Origin of the sequence: Microbacterium protaetiae (genome assembly GCF_004135285.1) — a bacterium.
GTDB classification, from domain to species: domain Bacteria; phylum Actinomycetota; class Actinomycetes; order Actinomycetales; family Microbacteriaceae; genus Microbacterium; species Microbacterium protaetiae.
This window is the reverse complement of the sequence record NZ_CP035494.1, coordinates 2948219-2969732: the sequence shown is the minus strand read 5'-3', so window position 1 is coordinate 2969732 and position 21514 is coordinate 2948219. Positions and strand designations below refer to the sequence as shown.

General features: G+C 67.6%; 22 protein-coding genes. 8 read left to right on the top strand and 14 right to left on the bottom strand.

The window, feature by feature from the left end; all coding sequences use genetic code 11:
• Nucleotides 1–11 precede the first annotated feature (11 nt).
• The 3 genes from ET475_RS13725 to ET475_RS13715 are packed head-to-tail and all read left to right on the top strand — an operon-like array spanning nt 12 to nt 3640.
• Nucleotides 12–1406, top strand: coding sequence for a class II fumarate hydratase (locus tag ET475_RS13725; RefSeq protein WP_129391391.1), 1395 nt, complete (start codon nt 12–14; stop codon nt 1404–1406).
• A gap of 48 nt (nt 1407–1454) precedes the next feature.
• Entirely contained in the window at nt 1455–2987 is a 1533-nt protein-coding gene (locus ET475_RS18010; RefSeq protein WP_207205354.1) for a sensor histidine kinase, read from the top strand.
• Complete coding sequence (locus ET475_RS13715; protein ID WP_129391388.1) at nt 2984–3640, top strand: response regulator transcription factor; 657 nt, start codon at nt 2984–2986, stop codon at nt 3638–3640. The genes ET475_RS18010 and ET475_RS13715 overlap by 4 nt, the downstream gene beginning before the upstream one ends.
• A gap of 68 nt (nt 3641–3708) precedes the next feature.
• Here ET475_RS13715 and ET475_RS13710 read toward each other — a convergent pair whose 3' ends face one another.
• The 4 genes from ET475_RS13710 to ET475_RS13695 form a co-directional block, all read right to left on the bottom strand.
• Nucleotides 3709–4398, bottom strand: a complete 690-nt coding sequence (locus tag ET475_RS13710) for a hypothetical protein (RefSeq protein ID WP_129391385.1) — start codon at nt 4396–4398, stop codon at nt 3709–3711.
• 105 nt (nt 4399–4503) lie between these two features.
• On the bottom strand, nt 4504–5877 hold the full coding sequence (locus ET475_RS13705) for an RNA 5'-3' helicase PhoH2 (RefSeq protein ID WP_129391382.1): 1374 nt from the start codon (nt 5875–5877) through the stop codon (nt 4504–4506).
• A 175-nt stretch (nt 5878–6052) separates the two neighbouring features.
• Nucleotides 6053–7174 carry an aminotransferase class V-fold PLP-dependent enzyme gene (locus ET475_RS13700; RefSeq protein ID WP_129391379.1) on the bottom strand — a complete coding sequence of 374 codons (1122 nt, stop codon included), beginning with the start codon at nt 7172–7174 and terminating at the stop codon, nt 6053–6055.
• A gap of 32 nt (nt 7175–7206) precedes the next feature.
• Nucleotides 7207–7992 carry an isoprenyl transferase gene (locus ET475_RS13695; RefSeq protein ID WP_129391376.1) on the bottom strand — a complete coding sequence of 262 codons (786 nt, stop codon included), beginning with the start codon at nt 7990–7992 and terminating at the stop codon, nt 7207–7209.
• A gap of 138 nt (nt 7993–8130) precedes the next feature.
• Between ET475_RS13695 and trhA the strand changes: the two genes are divergently transcribed.
• Nucleotides 8131–8823 carry a PAQR family membrane homeostasis protein TrhA gene (gene trhA / locus ET475_RS13690; RefSeq protein WP_129393979.1) on the top strand — a complete coding sequence of 231 codons (693 nt, stop codon included), beginning with the start codon at nt 8131–8133 and terminating at the stop codon, nt 8821–8823.
• A 15-nt stretch (nt 8824–8838) separates the two neighbouring features.
• On the opposite strand, the gene ET475_RS13685 is transcribed toward trhA, so the two are convergent.
• Nucleotides 8839–9138 carry a DUF4381 family protein gene (locus ET475_RS13685; protein WP_129391373.1) on the bottom strand — a complete coding sequence of 100 codons (300 nt, stop codon included), beginning with the start codon at nt 9136–9138 and terminating at the stop codon, nt 8839–8841.
• Between the two features lie 65 nt (nt 9139–9203).
• Between ET475_RS13685 and ET475_RS13680 the strand changes: the two genes are divergently transcribed.
• Together ET475_RS13680 and greA are read left to right on the top strand one after the other, a co-directional pair.
• On the top strand, nt 9204–9599 hold the full coding sequence (locus tag ET475_RS13680) for a DUF4307 domain-containing protein (protein WP_129391370.1): 396 nt from the start codon (nt 9204–9206) through the stop codon (nt 9597–9599).
• Between the two features lie 90 nt (nt 9600–9689).
• On the top strand, nt 9690–10181 hold the full coding sequence (greA, locus tag ET475_RS13675; RefSeq protein WP_129391367.1) for a transcription elongation factor GreA: 492 nt from the start codon (nt 9690–9692) through the stop codon (nt 10179–10181).
• 6 nt (nt 10182–10187) lie between these two features.
• Here the strand turns inward: greA and ilvA are convergent, their stop codons facing one another.
• From ilvA to wecB, 8 genes are all read right to left on the bottom strand, one after another.
• Nucleotides 10188–11414 carry a threonine ammonia-lyase gene (ilvA, locus tag ET475_RS13670; RefSeq protein ID WP_129391363.1) on the bottom strand — a complete coding sequence of 409 codons (1227 nt, stop codon included), beginning with the start codon at nt 11412–11414 and terminating at the stop codon, nt 10188–10190.
• On the bottom strand, nt 11411–12598 hold the full coding sequence (locus tag ET475_RS13665) for an AI-2E family transporter (protein ID WP_129391360.1): 1188 nt from the start codon (nt 12596–12598) through the stop codon (nt 11411–11413). Before ET475_RS13665 ends, ilvA begins: the two co-directional genes overlap by 4 nt.
• A 52-nt stretch (nt 12599–12650) precedes the next feature.
• A complete protein-coding gene (locus tag ET475_RS13660; protein WP_129391357.1) occupies nt 12651–13550 on the bottom strand; it encodes a M48 family metalloprotease in 900 nt (299 codons plus the stop codon).
• An 11-nt stretch (nt 13551–13561) separates the two neighbouring features.
• Nucleotides 13562–14128 (bottom strand): LemA family protein, encoded by a 567-nt coding sequence (locus tag ET475_RS13655; protein WP_129391354.1) that lies wholly within the window; start codon nt 14126–14128, stop codon nt 13562–13564.
• Between the two features lie 83 nt (nt 14129–14211).
• Nucleotides 14212–15525 (bottom strand): D-arabinono-1,4-lactone oxidase, encoded by a 1314-nt coding sequence (locus tag ET475_RS13650; RefSeq protein WP_129391351.1) that lies wholly within the window; start codon nt 15523–15525, stop codon nt 14212–14214.
• Nucleotides 15522–16760, bottom strand: a complete 1239-nt coding sequence (locus ET475_RS13645; protein WP_129391347.1) for an alanine racemase — start codon at nt 16758–16760, stop codon at nt 15522–15524. The genes ET475_RS13650 and ET475_RS13645 overlap by 4 nt, the downstream gene beginning before the upstream one ends.
• Before the next feature lie 94 nt (nt 16761–16854).
• On the bottom strand, nt 16855–18174 hold the full coding sequence (locus tag ET475_RS13640; RefSeq protein WP_129391344.1) for a glycosyltransferase family 2 protein: 1320 nt from the start codon (nt 18172–18174) through the stop codon (nt 16855–16857).
• A 4-nt stretch (nt 18175–18178) separates the two neighbouring features.
• Nucleotides 18179–19486, bottom strand: a complete 1308-nt coding sequence (gene wecB, locus ET475_RS13635; RefSeq protein WP_129391341.1) for a non-hydrolyzing UDP-N-acetylglucosamine 2-epimerase — start codon at nt 19484–19486, stop codon at nt 18179–18181.
• A 530-nt stretch (nt 19487–20016) separates the two neighbouring features.
• Here wecB and ET475_RS13630 point away from each other — a divergent pair.
• Together ET475_RS13630 and ET475_RS17905 are read left to right on the top strand one after the other, a co-directional pair.
• Entirely contained in the window at nt 20017–20349 is a 333-nt protein-coding gene (locus ET475_RS13630) for a hypothetical protein (protein ID WP_129391338.1), read from the top strand.
• Between the two features lie 377 nt (nt 20350–20726).
• Nucleotides 20727–20867, top strand: a complete 141-nt coding sequence (locus ET475_RS17905) for a hypothetical protein (RefSeq protein ID WP_165310938.1) — start codon at nt 20727–20729, stop codon at nt 20865–20867.
• Between the two features lie 44 nt (nt 20868–20911).
• Here ET475_RS17905 and ET475_RS13625 read toward each other — a convergent pair whose 3' ends face one another.
• Nucleotides 20912–21289: a hypothetical protein gene (locus tag ET475_RS13625; RefSeq protein WP_129391335.1), complete on the bottom strand. Its 378-nt coding sequence runs from the start codon at nt 21287–21289 to the stop codon at nt 20912–20914.
• Nucleotides 21290–21514: the final 225 nt, after the last annotated feature.

Below are 21514 nucleotides of genomic sequence, written 5' to 3'. Positions count from 1 at the left end.
GGAACGAAGAAGTGATTGAGACCGAGTACCGCGTCGAGCACGACACCATGGGTGAGGTGCGGGTTCCCGCAACGGCGCTCTACGGAGCCCAGACCCAGCGCGCCGTGGAGAACTTCCCCATCTCGGGCTCGGGGCTCGAGCCGGCACAGATAGCGGCACTGGCCCGCATCAAGAAGGCCGCCGCCCTGGCGAACAAAGAACTCGGAGTGCTCGACGGCGGAGTCGCTGACGCTATCGCTGCCGCCGCCGACGAGGTCGTCAGCGGCGCGTTCGACGACCAGTTTCCGGTCGACGTGTACCAGACGGGTTCGGGCACCAGCTCGAACATGAACATGAACGAGGTGCTGGCCACCCTGGCCACGCGCACGCTGGGCTCGCCGGTGCATCCCAACGACCATGTGAACGCCTCGCAGTCGTCCAATGACGTGTTCCCCACGTCGGTGCATATCGCCGTGACCCAGGCTCTCATCGACGACCTCATCCCCGCGCTGGACCACTTGGCGGTCGCCTTCGAGGCGAAGGCGGAGCAGTGGAAGGATGTCGTCAAGTCGGGTCGCACCCACTTGATGGATGCAACGCCGGTCACCCTCGGGCAGGAATTCGGCGGCTACGCGCGGCAGATGCGCCTGGGCGTCGAGCGCGTGCGCGCCGCCCTCCCCCGCGTCGGCGAGGTTCCCCTGGGCGGCACGGCCGTCGGCACCGGAATCAACACGCCGCTCGGCTTTCCGCAGAAGGTCATCGAACTGCTGGCCGCCGAGACCGAGTTGCCGATCACCGAAGCCAAAGACCACTTCGAGGCCCAGGCGAACCGGGACGGTCTCGTCGAGGCCTCCGGCGCACTGCGCACTATCGCGGTCTCGCTGACCAAGATCAACAACGACCTGCGGTGGATGGGGTCGGGTCCGAACACCGGGCTCGGGGAACTGCACATTCCCGACCTTCAGCCGGGCTCGTCCATCATGCCGGGCAAGGTGAATCCCGTTCTGCCCGAGGCGACCCTCATGGTGTGCGCGCGCGTGATCGGCAACGATGCGACCGTCGCGTGGGCCGGTGCGTCGGGCGCCTTCGAGTTGAACGTCGCCATCCCGGTCATGGGCACCGCTCTGCTGGAATCCATCCGGCTTCTGTCGAACGCCATGCGCACCCTGGCCGACAAGGCCGTGGACGGCTTGGAGGCCGACGTCGAGCGTGCGGCCGCCTATGCGGGCATGTCGCCGTCGATCGTCACGCCGCTGAACAAGATCATCGGTTACGAGGCCGCCGCCGCGATCGCCAAGCACGCGATCGCGAAGGGTATCACGATACGCGAGTCGGTGATCGACCTCGGATACGTCGAGCGCGGCGAGATCACCGAGGCGCAGCTCGACGAGAAGCTCGACCTTCTGTCGATGACGCACGCGGGCTGACGACCACCCGAATGCGTGAGATCGGGCGGCGGGGGCGATAATGGCACCGTGCACCGCTCGCGCCGACCGATCTCCGCGCGCACCCGGATTCTGGGGGCGATCCTCGCCGTGGCGTGCGTCGGCCTCTCGGTCGTCGGCAGCGTGACGTTCCTCGTCCAGCGCGAGCGCGTGCTCTCCGGCGTCGATGCTCGTCTGTACAGTCAGGTCGATGCGCTGCGCACGGTGGCTGCCGAAAATGAACCGGCCACTCCCGCCCCGACACCGAGCGCCACGATGACCACCGCGACCGAGCGACTCGACATCACCGACTACACCTCGGTGGCCGCCTACCTGCACGATGCCGTCGCTCGCCTGGTTCCGGCCCAGAACGAGGCATCCGTGGCCGTCATCGACGGCCGCGCCCGCTACCAGCCGCGCACGCTGAGCGGCTTCGACATCTCGAACAACACGGTACTCATCGACCGTGCCGTCGCCGAGGCAGAAGCGGCCGGAGAGGGCGTGCGCGGGACCGTCGCCACCCCGCAGGGATCGCTTCGCTACATCGCCATCCCGGTGACGATGCAGGGCGATCCCGCGCAGGGCGTCTACATCCGGGCCATCGACCTGGGCGCCGAGCTGCGGCCGGTCAACGCATCGATGCTCACGTACGCCATCGCCGCCCTCGTGGTGCTCGCCGCGATCGGCGGTGTCGGGTGGCTGGTCACCGGCCGGTTGCTCTCTCCGATCCGGCACCTGCGCGACACGGCCGATTCGATCACCATCGCCGATCTCGGAGCGCGCATTCCCACTCAGGGCAACGATGACATCTCCGACCTGACGCGCACCGTCAATTCCATGCTCGACCGTCTGGAGGGCTCCGTCGACGTGCAGCGTCAGCTGCTCGACGACGTGCGCCACGAATTGAAGACCCCGATCACGGTGGTACGCGGCCATCTTGAATTGATGGATGCCACAGACCCGGCCGATGTCGACAACACCCGCGCCCTCGGCATCGCCGAGCTCGACCGGATGACCCGCCTGGTGGCCGACATCGACATGCTCGCCTCGGTGGAAGGCGGAGACGCCGTGACCATGCGCGACATCGACGTGGCCGCTCTCACACGCCGTCTGGGCGAACTTGTCGAGGTCATCCCGGGCCACACCTGGCACATCGAGGCGGTCGCCGAAGGAGAAGTCCGAGGCGACCCCGACCGCCTGCTGCAAGCGTGGCTGCAACTGGCCGACAACGCGGCCAAGTACACCCCCACCGGTGCGCCCGTCGAGGTCGGCAGCAGCGCCGTCGACGGCGAAGTACGACTGTGGGTGCGTGACCACGGGGCCGGTATCGCACCGGCCGCGCGCCACCGCATCTTCCGACGCTTCGATCGTGGCGGCGGGCGCCGGTCGGTGGGCGGCTCGGGACTGGGGCTGGCCATCGTCGATGCCATCGTCAAGGCGCACGGCGGCACCTGCGACATCGCTGACACCCCCGGAGGCGGGGCGACCTTCGTGCTGCACATCCCGGTACGCGCATCCGGACCGTCGCTGCCGCAGCCGGTGCGGGCGGGCGATGTGGTCCTGCAACGAGAGGCGGCGGAATGACACGTATCCTGATCGCGGAAGACGAGCCACAGATCGCGTCGTTCATTCGGCGCGGCCTGGAGTCTGCCGGATATGAGGCTGTGGTCGCCGAAGAAGGCGACCGCGCGCTGGAGATCGCGCTCTCCGGCGACGTCGACCTCGTCCTGCTCGACATCGGTCTCCCCGAGATGGATGGCTTCGAGGTTCTCCGAGCGCTTCGCGGCGGCGGATCGACCATTCCGGTGATCATGCTGACGGCACGCACCAGCACGCGCGACACCGTCGAGGGTCTGGAGTCGGGCGCCAACGACTACATTCCGAAGCCTTTCGCGTTCGAGGAGCTTCTGGCGCGGGTGCGTTCACGACTTCGCGAATCCACGCCCAAGCGCGGATTCATGCTCGCCCAGGACGACGTCGAACTCGACCTGCTTGCCCGCCGCGCGACGGTGGGGGGCCGTGATGTGGAGCTGTCGGCCCGGGAGTTCACTCTGGCCGAGCAGTTCCTCCGGCACCCCGGCGAGGTGCTCAGTCGCGAGTGGCTGCTGCGCGAAGTCTGGGGTCTGAACTTCGACCCTGGCTCCAACGTCGTCGATGTGTACGTGCGATACCTGCGCAGCAAGATCGGACACGACCACATCGTCACCGTGCGCGGCGCGGGCTACCGCTGGGGCTGAATGCAGAAACCCCCGGCGCTGGGGGACGCCGGGGGTGGGGTGGTGAGCATGTGGGGTCGCTCGCCACATCAATCGCCACTGTCTGGGGAACTGTGCGATTGCCCTTTCTGCGATCCGGATCGAAGACGGGGATGCCCCGACCCGGAGTTCCACTCCGTCGAGTCGACGGAATTCTTCGTGACGTTGTTCGTGTACCGGGAATGCTCGCCCAGTCGCTCCTGCCACTTCTTGGCCAGCTGTTCCAACCGGTCGCGAATTCGTGCCGCGGTCGCATCGGACACCTTGCCGCCCGTGTGCGCGGTCTCGCGACCGGCAGCGGTCTGCTTCGCGGCCTCTGACTTCTTTGCCGCGGCCTCGGCCTTCGCCTGCGCCGCAGCCTTGCTCGCAGCCGCTGCCTTCGCCGCATCCGCAGCCTTCGCGTCGTTCTGGGCGGTGTCAGCCTTCTTCGCGTCGGACCTCGTGTCTGGGGCCTGGGTCTTCGTGGTCGACGTCTGCTCAGAGCGGGGTTGCGTCGTCACGGGCGGGGCGGCGATGTCTTTCGGGGCGGGGGCGGCAACGGTCTCGGGTGCGGTGGCGGCAGGTGCGGGTGCCGCCGTCGCATCGGGATGCCCGTGCACGATGATCACCGCGTCGGCCACCGGTGACCCGGCCTTGTCGGCCAGCGCGCTCGCGCTGGTGAGCGCGAAGCCACAGGTCATCGCCACTGCCGCCGCGACCGCGGTGCCGGTACCCACCAGCAACGCCGCTCGTGCGTCCACGATCCCTCCCGTTCACGGCAGACACTGCCGCACTTCCATCGTGCCCCGTCTCGGAGGGTTTGACTGCCTCAGCGGGGTGAGACTCTTCTCACGTTCGCTCTCAGGTCACGAGATCTCGCCGGCTTCGAGCAGGTCCGTGACCAGTGCCGCGATGGGCGAGCGTTCCGACCTGACCAGTGTGACATGTCCGAACAGGTCGTGCCCCTTCAGCGTCTCGATCACCGAGGCGACGCCGTCGTGCCGCCCCACTCGCAGGTTGTCGCGCTGCCCCACGTCGTGGGTGAGCACCACCCGGGAGTTCAGCCCGATCCGGCTCAGCACCGTCAGCAGCACATTGCGCTCCAGCGACTGGGCCTCGTCGACGATGACGAAGGCGTCGTGCAGCGATCGACCGCGGATGTGCGTGAGCGGCAGAACCTCCAGCATCCCCCGCTCCATCACCTCGTCGATGACGTTCGTCGACACCACCGACCCGAGCGTGTCGTAGACGGCCTGACCCCACGGGTTCATCTTCTCCTGCTGGTCACCGGGCAGGTAGCCCAGTTCCTGGCCCCCGACCGCGAACAGCGGGCGAAAGACGATGATCCGCCGCTGCTGCTGACGTTCGAGCACCGACTCCAGCCCGGCGCACAGGGCCAGCGCCGACTTGCCGGTGCCCGCGCGGCCGCCCAATGACACGATCCCGACCTCGGGGTCGAGCAGCAGATCGATCGCTATGCGCTGCTCGGCGCTGCGCCCGTGCAGGCCGAAGACCTCACGGTCGCCGCGCACCAGGCGGAACTCGCCGTCACCGGTGACGCGTCCGAGCGCCGAGCCGCGCTCGGAGTGGATCACCAGCCCGGTGTTCACCGGAAGACCGCGGACGTCTTCGCTCAGGGCGACCTCGCTCTCGTACAGGTCACTCACGTCATCGCCCGACACGTCGATCTCGGCGATGCCCGTCCAGCCCGAATCCAGAGCCTGCTCGGCGAGGTATTCCTCGGCCGCGATGCCCAGCGACGCCGCCTTGACTCGCATCGGCAGGTCTTTCGAGACGACGGTCACCTCTTGGCCGTCGTCCATCAGATGCTGGGCGACCGCCAGAATGCGCGTGTCATTGTCGCCGAGCCGCATGCCTGCCGGCAGCACCGAGACGTCGGTGTTGGCCAACTCGACCCTCAGAGTGCCGCCGTCGCCCACCGGCACGGGAAAGTCGAGGCGCCCGTGTTCGACGCGCAGATCGTCGAGATGACGCAGCGCTTGACGTGCGAAGTAGCCGATTTCGGGGTCGTGCCGTTTTCCCTCCAGCTCGGTGACGACCACGACCGGAATGACGACCGAATGCTCGGCGAAGCGGAACAGCGCCCGCGGATCGCTCAGGAGCACGGAGGTGTCCAGGACATAGGTGCGCAGTGCCTGATCCTGTCGGGTGAGAGGTCCGTCGGTCCTCTCGAGGGTGTCGGCTGCGGAGTACTGCTGCTGTGAGGCTCGCGTGGTCACGACCTGCTCCCGCCCCGGGAGGGATGTCCCGGTTCCCACGAGTCGACCCAGGGTCACGAGTCGCGATCCGATCGGTCGACTCGACCGGGCACCTTGCCCGATGCCACGACCGTACGACGAGGGCAGCCCACCCGGCGCACTCGACACGCCCAGCGCGGGTTAACGATCGATGACGTCAGCGCGATCGCTCGGTGACGAAGACCCCGAGTGCGTCGCGCAGCAGCTGCAGAGTGCTCGCGTCGGTGCCGGCGTGCGGCGCGAGCCGGATCAGGCCCGACCGCGCGGTGAACGTCAACCCGCTGTTGGCCAGCGCCGCCGAGAGCCCGGCAGCTTCGGTCGGCTCGGGCGCCAGGGCGACGATGCCCGCGCGCCGCGCGCGATCGTGCGGCGTCACGACGGCGATGCCGTACTCGTCGGCGGCGGCGATGATCTCATCGGCACGATCGGCCACCGCGTCGGCGATCCCCGCCACTCCGGCATCCCGCACCTCCTCGAGCCCGGTGGCAAGCCGGCCGGCGGCGAGGATGTCACTGCCGGTGACGGTGAAAGCCTGGGCGGTGGATGCCGCAGCCGGCACCTCGTCGACGGGAAGGTCGACCGTGGTCCCGGCGAAGCCCGACAGCACCGGCTCGATCCTGGTGCGCGCGCGTTCGCTGAAGCGCGCCCAGCCTGTGCCTCGAGCCGCCCTCAGCCATTTGTACCCGTTTCCGCAGACGACGTCAGCGGCGGCGTAATCGGCGTCGACCACGCCGAACCCCTGGATGGCATCGACGATCAGCATCCTGTCGCCGATGGCCTCGCGCAGTGCCGAGAGATCGGCGAGAAATCCGGTGCGGAAGTCGACGAGGCTGACAGCGACCGCGGTGACCTCATCGGTCAGTGCCGAGCGCACGGCATCGGCGGTGACAAAACCACCGTCCGGGTCCATCCACTGAACCCGCAGGTCGTCGCGCAACGATGCCGCCCGGGTGGCAGTGACGGTCAGACTCGGGAACTCGGCGCGCGAGAGCAGAACCCGGCCCCGCAGTCCGTAGAGGGCCTGCATGAGGCCATATGAGGTCGAGGGCTGCAGCACCACTTGGTCGGTCGGGGCGTCCAGCAGCTCGGCCAGCAGCTCTCGTGCGACACCGACATGCCCACTCACCAGATCGATCCCCGAACGGCGGCCGGTTGCCAGCAGCTCGGCGTCTGCGTGCATCTCGGCGCGTACGCGCGCAGACAGCGGGCCGAACGCCGCCCAGTCAAGATAGCCCGGCTCGGTATCGAACGACGCGATGTACGCTTCCAGATCGCTCACGCAGTCATTCTGACACGGACACCCGGTGCCGCCTATCCGCCGAATCGCCGATCGCGGTCGGCATAATCGCGGATCGCCCGAAGAAAGTCGACCTCGCGCAGATCGGGTCCCAGCGCCTCGACGAAGTAGAACTCGCTGTGCGCAGACTGCCACAGCAGAAAGTCGCTCAGGCGCTGCTCCCCCGAGGTGCGGATCACCAGATCGGGATCGGGCTGCCCGCCGGTGTAAAGGTGCTCGCCGATCTGTTCGGGGGTGAGGCTGGCGGCGAGCTCTTCGAGTGTGCCGCCGCGTTCATCATGCTGCTGGATGATGCTGCGCACCGCGTCGACGATCTCGCCGCGCCCGCCATAGCCGACGGCGAGGTTGACGTGCAGCCCGCGGTGGTCCTTCGTGCGCTCTTGCGCGTCGGCCAGAACCCGGGCAAGCTCGTCGGGCAGTGCCTCTCGGCGCCCCACATGCTGTACCCGCCAGTCGCCGACACGCGAGAGGCTGTCGGCGAGTTCGGCGATGATTTCGATGAGATCGGAAAGCTCCTGTGGCTCGCGCTTGCGAAGGTTGTCCAACGAGAGAAGATACAACGAGACGACCTTCACGCCGACGTCGTCGCACCAGCCCAGGAATTCGCGCATCTTCGCCGCGCCGGCGCGGTGCCCCTCGGCGGCCGTGCGATAGCCGAGCTGACGCGCCCACCGCCGATTGCCGTCGATCATCATGGCGACATGGCCGGGGACCGTCGCCGGGGCGAGCTGCCGGCGCAGCCGTCCGATGTACAGGCGATAGAGGGGCCCCTGACCTTGGCTGGACCGCGCGGACGTCACGGGACAACGCTACCGCGCACGGGCGCGGCCCCGCCGCATGTGCCGGCCACGGCATGCAGCGGGGCCTAGGCTCAGAGAATGAGCCGCCGTCCCCGCCACTCCGACACTCCGACTCAGCCGGAAGACGGTCAGGCCGACATGCCACAGCTGCCGTTGCTGGAGGCCGCCTCTGCTGATGCGGGCGACGACATCAAGCCCACCTGGCGCGGCTGGATCCATGCCGGCACCTTTCCCGTCGCGATAGCGGTCGGCATCGTTCTCATCGTGCTCGCCGACGGTGCGCCGGCCAAGTGGGCGGCCGCCGTTTTCATGGCCACCTCACTGCTCTTGTTCGGCAACTCGGCGCTCTACCACCGCTTCAACTGGAAGCCCACGACCAAGGCTGTTCTCAAGCGCATCGATCACGCCAACATTCTGCTGTTGATCGCGGGAACCTACACGCCCCTGGCGGTGCTGGCTCTGCCGACGCACAAGACCGTGCTGCTGCTGTCGATAGTGTGGACGGGCGCCATCCTCGGCATCCTCTTCCGCGTGTTCTGGATCAACGCGCCCCGCTGGCTCTACGTCGCGCTCTATCTGGCGCTGGGCTGGGCCGCGGTGATGTATATCGTGCCGTTGTTCCAGGCGAGTGTGGCGATGATGATCCTCGTCATCGTCGGCGGATTGCTCTACACCGGCGGTGCCATCGTCTACGCGCTCAAGCGTCCGAACCCGTGGCCCGGACGATTCGGCTTCCACGAGATCTTCCACGTGTGCACCGTGCTGGCGTTCCTGTGCCACTGGACGGCGTCGCTGCTCATCTCGCTGCATCCGGCCTTCCACGGCGGTTGACCGCCGGCGGCCGGTCTAATGGCGTTCGTCCTCCCCGGAGGCGTCGACGTCCTGGGTATCGGTGCGCGTAGCGCGGGCAGCGGCGGCGCCTTCTGCCTGTTCCGCGTCGAGTTCTTCACGCACCTGCGCGCGGTATCGCGCGCGGCGGATGCGCCGCATCATGTCCCACAGCAGCACCACGACGGCCAGCGCGAGGAACGCCACGGCGACGAATCCCCACGGCCCGGGAGTCACCGTCGCAGGATCGGGCCCGGTGGGCGTCGGGCTCGGGGTGGCGGCGGCGAGGATCGCGAGCTCGGCGATCACTGCGTGCATTTTTCCTCATTTCGCGCGGGAGCGCATAGCCTGGAATTCCAGCCTATTCCCCCGACGGAGCCGGTATGACAACGCAGCAGATGCTCGATGATCGATATGGTCGCACGCGTTCGCCGCGCGCCCGACTGTGGCGATGGATCGCCGGGGTCGTCGCTGCCGTCGTGGTCGGCGCGGTGCTTGTGTGGATGGCGTTCGGCAACACCGCCGACGCGGTCGACGCCGATGCGACCGGGTATCAGGTCGTCGACGCCCGCACGGTCGCTGTGACGTTCCAGGTGACCGCTCCCACCGGCAGCGCTGTGGTGTGCGTTTTGGAGGCAGACGACGAGGAACACGGCATCGTCGGCTGGAAGGTCGTGCGGCTTGCGGCATCCACCACCCACACCCACGCCTACAGCGAGTCCATCCCCACCGTGGGGCCGGCGACGACCGGTTTGGTGAACACCTGTTGGGTGTCATAAGGTGACGTGCGAAGACAGACGCCCTGGCCGGTGCCGGGGCGTCTCGGCTTATCCGTGAGACCTGCGTTCACATCGACTGAAGGAGAAGACGTGTCCGATGATGCTGCGGTGACCTTTCTCACCCAGGAGGCCTACGACCGTCTCGCTGCCGAGCTGGAGCACCTCTCGACCACGGGTCGCGAGGAGATCGCCAAGCGCATCGAGGCGGCACGCGAAGAGGGCGATCTCAAGGAGAACGGCGGCTATCACGCGGCCAAAGACGAGCAGGGCAAGCAAGAGGCGCGCATCCGCACCCTGCAGTCGCTGCTGAAGAACGCCGTCGTCGGTGAAGCCCCCGCCAGCAACGGCGTGGTTGAGCCCGGCACCGTCGTGACCGCTCTCGTCGCCGGCGACGAAGAGGTCTTTCTGCTGGGCAGTCGAGAGATCGCCGCCGGTGGCGACCTCGACGTCTACAGTGAGGCCTCGCCCCTGGGTAGCGCGATCATCGGCCTCAAAGAAGGCGAGAAGGCCTCGTACACGGCGCCGAACGGTCGTGAGATCGGGGTCGAGATCGTCAAGGTCGAGACCTACTCGCCCAGCTGACAGCACTCAGTCTTCGACCACCATCGGGTCGAAGCCCGCGCCGCGCAGCGTGTCCATCACGTGCGCCCGGTGCTCGGCACCGCGCGTCTCGACGCTCAGCTGAAGGATCACCTCGCTGATCTGCAGCCCTTGGCCGTGCCGGGTGTGCAGCACCTCGATGACGTTCGCGCCCGCCTGGGCGAGCAGCTCTGACACCTGGGCGAGCTGTCCCGGACGATCGGGCAGTGGAATGCGCAAGCTCATGTAGCGATCGGATGCCGCAAGCCCGTGGGCCACCACCCGCTGCAGCAGCAGCGGGTCGATGTTGCCTCCCGACAGCACCGTCGCGGTGGTGCCGGTGGCCGTCACCTTTCCGGCCAGGATCGCTGCCACGCCCACCGCGCCGGCAGGTTCGACGACCTGCTTGGCGCGCTCCAGAAGAACCAGCAGGGCGCGGGCTATATCGTCTTCGCTGACCGTGACGACCTCGTCCACGAGGTCGTGGATGATCTCGAACGGGATGTCGCCGGGTCGGGCGACCGCGATGCCGTCGGCGATCGTCGGGGTGGTGGCGACCTCGATCGGGTGGCCGGCGGCAAGCGAGGGCGGGTAGGCGGCAGAGTTCTCGGCCTGCACGCCGATGACCCGCACCGTGCGCCCGTCGGCTGCCGCGCGCGCCTTCACCGCCGCGGCGACGCCCGCGATGAGCCCGCCCCCGCCGATGCCCACGATCACGGTGTCGAGATCGTGCAGGGCGTCCCACAGTTCGAGCCCCAGCGTGCCCTGCCCCGTGATGATGTCGCGGTGGTCGAACGGGTGGATCAGCACGGCGCCGGTGCGTTCGGCGAATTCGGCCGCCAGTCGCAGCGGCGTCTCGACGGTGGCGCCCTCGAGCACGACGTCGGCACCATATCCGCGGGTGGCCAGCAGCTTGGGAACCGGAACCCCGAGCGGCATGAAGATCGTGGCGGCGATGCCCAGCTGCTGCGCGGCCAGCGCCACTCCCTGCGCGTGGTTTCCGGCGGATGCCGCCACCACGCCGCGTGCTCGCTCTTCGGCCGTCAGCCGGGAGAGTCGGTAGCTGGCTCCGCGGATCTTGAATGAGCCGGTGCGCTGCAGGTTCTCCAGCTTCAGATGCACCGGAACGCCCAGAAGTTCGGACAGATACAGCGACTGGTCGATCGGCGTCTGTGTGATCACTCCCCTCAGCGCCGAGGCTGCGTCAGTGAATTCGGCGAGGGTGGGAGCGGTCATGCGCTTCCTTTCCTGGTGCGGGGCACCGTGTTCCAAATGAGATCGACGCCGTCGAGCGCCTTGTCGCCCTCCCACGCACGATTGGTGAGATAGACCGCGGCGACGTTGATGAAGGCAGCCAGGGGTACGGCGAACAGCGCACCCGGAATTCCGCCGATCATCGCGCCGCCGGCGACCACGAGCACGACGGCGAGGGGATGGACTTTCACGGCAGATCCCATCAGCAGCGGCTGCAGGATGTGCCCTTCGAGCTGCTGCACGCCCAAGACGACCACCAGCATCCACAGCGCGATCCACCAGCCGTTGTAGACCAGGGCGAGAAAGACCGCCAGCGCTCCGGTGACGACCGCACCGACGATGGGCACGAACGAGCCCAGGAAGACCAGGACGGCCACCGGCACAGCCAGCGGAACACCGAGCAGAAAGGCCCCCAGACCGATGCCGACGGCGTCGATCGTGGCCACCAGCATCTGTGTGCGCGCGTAGTTGACCAGGGTGTTCCATCCCGCACGCCCCGCGCCGTCCACGGCGAGCCGCGCGCGTTGCGGGAACAGGCGCACCATCCAGCGCCAGATGCCGGCGCCGTCGGTGAGCAGGCACAGCAGGATGAACACCGACAACACGAATCCGGTGCCGATGTGCCCGACGGTGCTGCCGATGGCCAGCGCCCCCGACCAGAGCAACTCGGCCTGCTCCTGCGCGACCTTCCACACCTGCGCCAGCATGTCGTCGATCTGCGCCTCGGTCAGGCCCAGCGGCCCGTGCACCAGATAGGCGCGCAAAGCGTCGACGGCGCCGGTGGTGCGTTCCTTGACCTGGTCCCACTGCACGCTGACCTGCCAGCCGACCAGCCACATCAGCCCGGCGACGATGGCGAGGGTGCCGATCACGGCAATGATGATGGCGGGCACCCTCGGCATCCCATGTCGCAGCATGAACGAGAACGCCGGCCACAGCAGCGCGGTCACGAGAATCGCCACCAGCAGCGGAATCACAAGCAGCTTCAGCTCGATGATCAGCCAGATGGCCAGCGCCAGCGCGGCGGCCACCAGCAGCAGGCGCCAGGCATACGCGGCGGCGATGCGCAACGACGTCGGCACGGTGGCACCCGACTCGGTGCCCACGATGCGCTGCGTCAGGGCCTCCCGCAAGGAGGGGCGAGGTTTACCGTCGGACTCTGCCACTCGGCCAGTCTAGAACCCGCCGCTCCCGCCTCGCCGACGCACCGGCGCCGACTCAGAACGAGCCGCCCATGGTGTGCAGACGCTCGATCCGGTCGGGAATCGGCGGATGGGTCGCGAACATCCGCTGCATCGCGCTCGGGCGCAGCGGATCGGCGATCCACAGGTGTGCCATCGACGTGTTCGCCTTCTGCAACGGGCGACCGTAGGTCTGCAGCTTGCCCAGCGCCGACGCGAGCGCGTCGGGATCGCGCGTGGTCATCGCGCTGGTCGCATCGGCGAGGTACTCGCGTTGCCGTGAGATCGCGGCCTGCACCACACCGGCCAGCAGAGGCGCGACGATGGCAGCCACGATGCCCAGAAGCAAGAAGATGAGTTGCGCCTGTCCCCCGCCCGAGCTGTTGTTCGACCGGCGTGCGCCGCCGAAGAAGGTCATGCGCAGCAGGATGTCGGCGATGATGCCCACGGCGACCACCAGGCCGAAAACGATCATCGACACGCGGATGTCGTAGTTGCGGATGTGGCCGAGCTCATGCGCCAGCACGCCTTCGAGCTCACGGTCTGTCATCAGCTCGAACAGGCTCGTCGTGACAGTGATCGCGGCCCGATCAGGCGTACGCCCGGTCGCAAAGGCGTTGGGGGCGGCGTCTTCGACCACGTACAGCTTGGGCATCGGCGTGCCGGTCGTGATGCACAGGTTCTCGACGATGCGGTAGTAGCGCGGGGCGCTCTGCTTGTCGACCTCGAACGCGCCCGACAGCGCGAGTGCCTGTCGGTCGGCGGTGAAGTACTGCACCGTCGCATACGTGCCGGCGAACAACAGGATGAATGCGGTGATCCACCAGTTGTTGCCCGCCAGCCACCCGATCAGGGCGCCCAGCAGCCCGAGGACGACGATGAACGCGATGAGGATGAACCAGGTGTTGCGCTTGTTGCGCGCTATCGCCGAGTACAACGGTCAGGTGGTCAGAATTGAACCCTGGGCGGCTCGGCGATGGCCGCACCGTCGACGACCTCGAAGAACTCGCGTTCGTGGAAGCCCAGGTTGCGAGCGAACAGGTTGTTGGGGAACACCTTGATCTTGGTGTTCAGCTCGCGCACACCGCCGTTGTAGAACCGGCGCGACGCCTGGATCTTGTCTTCGGTGTCGACGATGTTCTGCTGCAGCTGCAGAAAGTTCTGGCTGGCCTGCAGCTGCGGGTAGGCCTCGGCGACGGCGAAGATCGACTTCAGCGCCTGCTGCATGTGTCCCTCGGCCACACCTGCCTCGGCCGGACCCGACGCGCCCAGCGTCTCGGCGCGCGCCTGTGTCACATTCTCGAACACCGCTTTCTCATGCGCGGCATACCCCTTGACCGCTTCGATGAGGTTGGGCAGCAAGTCGGCACGGCGCTTGAGCTGCACGGTGATGTCGCTCCACGCCTCGTCGACGCGCACGTTCAGCTGGACAAGCGAATTGTAGGTGGCCCACAGATAGATCCCGATGATGAGGATCACTGCGACGACGACGATTACCGGGATCAGCCATTCCATTGCAGGGAACTCTCCGTTCGATTTGCACCCATCCTAGCTTCGGCCCTCGGACAGTCCGCAGCGATCAGGGGTACTCCCAGCCGTTACCCACCGAGCACGCGGCGCAGGTATGCGTTCTCGAACATGCGCTCGGGATCCAGCCGATCGCGCAGCCGCACGAAGTCGTCGAATCGCGGGTAGCGCTCACGCAAGGCCGCGGCATCCAGCGTGTGCATCTTGCCCCAGTGCGGGCGCCCACCCAGCTCGAGCATGATCTGCTCGACCGCCTCGAAATAGTCGGTCGGATTCTCACGCCAGTACCGGTGCACGGCGATGTACGCGCTGTCACGGCCGTGCGCGGTCGACAGCCACAGCTCGTCGGCGGCCGCGAAGCGCACTTCGACCGGGAACGAGATGCGCCAACGCTGCTCGGCGATGAGCGCACGCAGCCGGTCGAACGCGGTGCGCACGTGCTCGGCCGGAAGCGCGTACTCCATCTCGCGGAACCGCACGCCCCGGTGCTGCGTGAAAACGCGGTGCGACCAGTCGGTGTATTCGCGGTCGCCCGTGAGTCGCACCGCCAGGCGCGAGAATCGCGGGACAACCGGGGGTAGCGCGGTACCCAGCGCGCAGGCTGCACTGTAGACGCCGTTCGAGAGCAGCTCTTCATCGACCCACCTGCCCATCGGGGCCAGCGGATGCCGCGGCGCGGTCGCCGGCAACCGGGTGTTGGTCTTGGTCAGCCCGACCTCGGTGTGCGGAAACCAGTAGAACTCGAAATGGTCGGCATCGGCGACGCGCCCGGGAATGGACTCGAGCACCGCGGCCAGCGGTCCCGGCTCGTCGACGGCGTGCAGGATGAAGGCCGGCACGCATTGCAGCGTGACCTCGACGAGCACGCCGAGGGCACCGAGCCCCAGCGCGACCGCCGGCAGCAGCTCGGGCTCGTGTTCCTCGTCGACTCGCAGCAGTTCGCCGTCGGCGGTGACCAGCACGGCTCCCACGACCTGTGTGGCAAGGCCCCCGAACCGGGCCCCGGTGCCGTGGGTGCCGGTCGAGATGGCGCCCGAGATCGTCTGCCGGTCGATGTCGCCGAGGTTCTGCATCGCCAGGGAGTACGGCGCCAGCAGGCGTGGGATCTCGAAGAGTCTCGTTCCCGCGCGCAACGTGACCCGGCTGCGCTCGCGATCCACGCGCACCACGCCGGTCAGGTCGCGCAGATCCAGCAGCACGCCGGGCGCGGCGGCGATGCCGGTGAAACTGTGACCGGCGCCGACGGCCTTGACCTTGAGCCCGCGGCGGCGCGCGGACTGCACCGCCCGGCGCACGGCATCGGTGCTGTTCGGATACTCCACCCGCTGCGGGTGGATGCGTGCCGATCGTCCCCAGTTGCGCCATTCGCCGCCCGGTCGTGTCACAGAAAGGCCCTTCCCTCACCGCGATACGTCGGCGCCTCGCCGACGATGCGATCCGACTCGATCAGCTGATACGCATCGACGCGTTCGGCGAGCTCGCCGCTCTTGGCGTGCCGGAACCAGACGCGATCGCCGACCTGCAACGAGCGCGCGCTCTGTCCCTGCAGCGGAGTCTGCACCTCACCCGCACCCTCGCGAGCGAGCGTGTGCAGTCCCTGCGGCCAGACCGGCAACGGCTGACGCGAGGCGACGGGCGGGCCCGAGGCTATCCACCCACCGCCGAGCACCGTGACGATGTCGGGCGCCGGCTTGCGCACCACTTCGAGGGCGAACGCCGCCGCCGGGGCCGGATCGAAGATCCGGTAGCGGTCGAACAAGTGGCCTGCCAGCAACCCGCTGCCGGCGGTGACTTCGGTGACCGACTGGTCAGAGGCGGTCAACTCCAGCGAACCGGTGCCTCCCCCGTTGACGAACTCGAGCGGAGCTATCTCACGCAGGGCATCGACGATCGCCGCCCGCCGGGCCAGCAGCTCATCGGCCGAGCGCCGCTGCATCCAGCGGATGACCGGGTCGGAGGCCCCGTCTTTGTCAGGCTGCCCGGCGATCTGCGCCTCATACATCATCAGCCCGACGAGCTGGAAGCCGGCCCGTGCGGCGATGCCGCGGGCCAGCGTCGCCACCTCCGCGACGTCGTGCACGGGCGAGCGGCGCACCCCGATGTGGCCGAGCGCGGGCGCCCGCCACGACGCATCGGCGTCGATGCACAGCCGGATCGCGGGGCGTGTCGCGGGCGCTGCCACCGCGTCGATGAGGTCGAGCTGGGCGAGAGAGTCGACCATGAGGGTGATGCGGGATGCCGCAGCCGGGTCACTCGCCAGCTGGGCGATGGCGGCACGATCGGCGGTGGGATATCCGACGACGATGTCGTCGTGGCCGTTGCCTGCGAGCCAGAGCGCCTCGGGAAGTGTGAAGGCGAGGATGCCGCGGTACCCGGCGACGGCGAGCGTGGCTTCCACTATCGCCCGCACACGGACCGACTTGCTGGCCACACGGATCGGAACGCCGCCGGAACGCACCACCATGTCCAGCGCGTTGTAGCGCAGCGCAGCCAGGTTGACGGCGGCGACAGGACCGGACAGTTCGGCGACAGCATCCGTCATCGCACCCCAATATTCCGCGGGGTCGGACCACGGGCGCGTGGCAGCGCCATCGGGGGCTGCGAGCAAGTCGAGGCTCATCGGTTCGGGCTCCTTCGCGCATCGACGTTACCGTCCAGCTTAGAGCGCTCGTCCCGACGGTGGCGTCGCACCGAACAGCTGGTGGCCGGCCGGTTCACGTCGGCGCGTCGGCTTGTGCCGTGATGCTCTCGCGGGCGGTCTTGGCCCACGATCTGCGTCCGGCCAGCTGGCGCACCAGAGCGACGGCGAGAACCGGAAAGATCACCCACGCATACACGGTGTAGGGAATGACCAGGACGATCGCCAAGGGAACGGTGTACCAGCGCTCGGCCCGCAGAAGCATCGTGATCAGCCCGGGGCCGAAGGCGAGAACCGCGAAAGCTGCGATCACCCACCAGACGCTCGATTCGTAGGGGGCGATGCCGAACGCCCACAGCACTATCGCCGCGAGGAACGCGAGCCCCGTCAGCAGCTGCAACGCCGGTGTGAGCAAGTAGAACACCGCATCCAGGCGTCCGAAGAACGCCAGTCGGGGCCGGCCGATGCCACGCAGCAGCGACAGCGACTGCCAATTGCCCTGCGCCCAGCGCACCCGCTGCCGGTACAACCGGCGCAACGAGTTGAGCCCCTGCTGGCGCACACGAGTGTCGTTGTTCTGCACACCGCGCCAGCCCGCCTGGATCATCCGCACCCCGAGGTCCTGGTCCTCGGTGAGGCGATCCCGCCACGGACCGTCGCCATCGTCGACGGCTCGCAGCGCCGACAGGCGCGTGAACTGCCCGTTGCCGCCCATGTTCGCCGTGCCCCACCACGATCGTCCGGCCTGAAACACCCGACCGAACGACGAGAACTCGACGTCTTGCGCCCAGGTGAGGGGCGTGCGCCGGTTGTAGATCTCAACCAGCACCTGCGCTCCCCCGACCTGCGGGTCGGTGAAATCCCCGCTGATGGCCGCCGGTGCGCGCGGGTCGAGTCGGCCGTCGGCATCCACCACCGCGACGATGACATCCTCATCGCGCCAATCAGCCAGTTCCGGCTCCGCGAGGATGTCGGTGCGCAGATGCTTGTATGCGGCGTTCAATGCCGCTGCCTTGCCGACCCGGGCGGCCGGAGCGATGCGGGTCAGCACGCGCAGACGGGGGTCGTCGATGCGCGCGAGGATCGACCCCGTCGCGTCATCCGACCCGTCGTCGATCACAAGGAAGACGGCATGCGTCGCCGCGGTCGCCCGCAGCCGAGAGACGCTGTCGGCGATGGTGACCTCTTCGTTGAGGGCAGGAACCAGGAACACCCAGAGAAAGTCGCTCTCCTGGCGGGCCCGCCCCTCGCGCTGCCGCCGGCGCACGCTGCGGCGATATCTGGCTGCCACGACGACGAGCGTGAGCAGCGAGATCGCCGCGGCGATGATGATGGCCAAGACGATCCAGTCCAGCACCTGATCCCACGCCGGCAGGTTGTCGTAGAGGTCTGCCATGAGCTCAGGCGTCCTCTGCGGGAAGCGGCCAGCTCGACACCCAGCCCGATTCGACCGGGTCGCCGCTGCCGCCCGCAGCCAGCACCGCGGTGCGGTCGAACCCGGGCCCGAACGGAGCAGGTGCGGGCGCGTTGAAGACTATGTGCTCGAGGGCGCGCAGAATCCGTGATGACGCCTGACCGTCACCGTACGGGTTGGCCTTCAGGCTACGGCGGTTCAGCTCGCGGGGGTCGTCGAGAAGCGCCCGGACGGCGGCCACGATCCGTTCGGTGTCGGTACCCACGAGTTCCACGGTGCCGGCGTCCACGCCCTCTTGTCGCTCGGTCGTCTCGCGCACGCAGATGACCGGCGTGCCCAAGGCCGGTGCCTCTTCTTGGATGCCGCCCGAATCTGTGATCGCGATCGTCGCGATGTCGAGCAGGTGGGCGAATTCGATATAGCGCATCGCCGCGACGAGCGTGATGTTCGGACGGTCGCCCAGCCGTGCGGTGAGAATGCCGGCGACTGCGGGATTCGGATGGAGAGCGACGACGAACCGAACGTCGGGATACTCCCGGGCACAGGTGGCCACTGCGTCGGCGATCCTTTCCAGGGGTGCGCCCCAGTTCTCGCGGCGGTGCGCGGTGACCACCACGAGCCGGGGTGCCGACGGCCCGTCGAGGTCGGCCAGGCGTGGGTCTTCGAAGCGCGGGTTCTCGGTGACGGCGAGGCGCAGGGCGTCGATCGCGGTATTGCCGGTGACGAACACGCGCCCGAACGGAATGCCCTCCCCCACCAGATTCGCCTTGTTGCGGAACGTCGGTGCCAGATGCAACGCCGCGATGCGGGAGATGAGCTGTCGGTTCAGTTCCTCGGGGAACGGCGACAGCGTGTTGGAGGTGCGCAATCCGGCTTCGACATGGATCACCGGCAAATGCAGGTGGAAGGCGGCCAGCGCCGCGGCGGCCGCACTCGTGGTGTCGCCGTGCACGAAGCACGCGGCGGGGTAGCCGCTTGCATAACTCGCTTCGGCCGGCGGCAGCGGCGGGCCGAAGCGATCACCGAGGTAGTCCTCGAGCTGTTCCAGGATGAAGGCGAACAGATCGTTCAGCGACCGCGGACCATCAGGCAGCTCGAACGTCACATCGGGGATGATGCCGCCGATGGAGAGCACCGAGGCCACCATCTCGGCGTGCTGGCCCGTCGAAACGACGACCGGCTCGAAATGGGCGCTGTCACGAACAGCGACGATCAGCGGCAGCATCTTGATGGCTTCGGGCCGCGTGCCCACGATGAACACGGCACGAAGTCGCTGAGCGGGAACGATTTGCATGTTTCGACGCTAGTGAACGTCGGCGAGCTTGTCACCAGGTGCTACCGGCATGCTTGCATCGCCCCTCTCGCGGCGGCCCTCCCGGAACCAACCACCAACAAGACGAGGTGTTACACGATGCACCACCCATGTATCGGCAATAGCTCACCGGCCGTCCGGGCGCGTGGGCCCGAGCCCACGTCTCACCGAGCACGGGCATGTTCAGCGCCGCCTCACGGGCGACGCTGAGCGTGCCCCCACTGGGATTCGAACCCAGACTGAAGCGAATTGAGGCTGTAGCTCGCATTCCTTGAGATTATGCATAATGACCGGCCATTTTCTACGGATCACTACGGAGCAATACCGAGCAATACGCGGCCAAGAGGGGCGATCTGCACTGCATCCGCAGCCCCAATTTCTGACATATGTCGGACATTCAGAGCCAGCCATGAATGCATCCGAGGGCGATGCGTCCACGTGACGCGGCAACGGCACGCGGTGATCACGCAGTGGCGTGCTCGAAGGCGTCCAGGACGGCCTGGCCGAGTTGGGTGGGGTGGGTCATCGCGGCGCTCCCCCATGAGCAGCGTGCCCACACGATCAACCCGTTCGACAATTCGTGGTGGACCTTCGCCGGCCAGCTTGATCCGGGCCCTGTCGTCGTACACCATCTCGATGCGTGGCATCAGCTCCGCTCACTCGTCGCTCTGCGCGCCGGCGGACTGGAGGCGGTCGAGCCTTCAACGATCCGCACGGGCGATCTCATGACGCTCCGCGGCAACGGCGAGGTGGCATGTACGTCAGAGATCATCACGATCGTCGAGGGTCAGGCCCTCGCATCCGGGCTGGACGGGCGCGAGCTGGTGCTGTTCTGCCGGTCGTGACCCCGCTCACTCTGATCACGCGCTCTTGCGGTACCGGTGACCACTAGGTTGTTCCTATGAAACGTACTGGGGTCGCCGTTCTCATTTTTGTCCCGCTTCTCCTGGCTGGCTGCGCAGGCAATCCCGGGCCAGCGGATACGCCTGAAACCTCCGCAAACATCACAGTGCGCCCGTCAATTGACACGTCGAATGTCCTCACGATCACAACTGCGCCTGAACCGGGAGACGCGTGCACGGCCGGGATGGAGCCATCAATCGCGGCCGGCGGCCAGGTAGTGCTCCTCGATAGCAAAGGTGCCGTCGTAGGCACCGGGACGCTGAGTAACGGAGAAGTCGTGGCATCCGTACCGGGGAAAAATCTGAATGTTCGATGTGCCATGACCACGACCATCGACTTCACGAGCACCGACGATTTCTTCACGCTGCGGTTCGGCAGCCACGGGTTCGAGTACACGGCTTCCCGTGCCGATCTGGTCGCCGGCCCCGTTATCGACGTGGGCCAGGACTACTGGCACTAAGACCAGGGGAGGTCGGACATCTGCCCACACCCTCTGCTCTTCAACTAGCCGAGAGCGTCGACGACGATGTAGGTGCGGAACTCGGGCCTGCCGGCGACCCACGCCTGGGCGGCCGCGACAGCCTCAGCCTTCGACGGGTAGACACCGACCGGCCCCGGCACACTGACCGCCCACGCCGGCATGTACTGGAGCCGCTGCTCGTCGAAGCTCATCCCGTGGTTAACCACGACGATGTGGCGGCCGGTCTTGGCACCCTCCTCGTGCTGGATCTTCTCCATCGCGATCGCGGCGTCGTTGAGGACCTCCGAATCCGTGGAGGCGATCCCTCGCATCCCCTTCTCGGCCCTCTTCTCGATGACCTTGATGACCTTCTCCGGCAGGGGCGCCTTGGTGGAGATGTAGACATACTCTCCGCCGGGCATCTGGTAGGCGCGGTCACCGCCGTGGCCCCCGCGTAGGTGTTCAGCTTCTTCGCGGTGGCCTCGTCGATGGGATCCCCCGCCTTTGCGTCCACCGTCGGGGCCTGGTCGGCAGGCTGGACCGTACTGGTGGAGGATGCGCTGGTGGGTGCGGGGCTTGCGGTGGTGGTCGTGCAGCCTGCCAAGGCAATGCCGGCGGCCATCAGGACGGCTGCGAGTGTGGGGGTG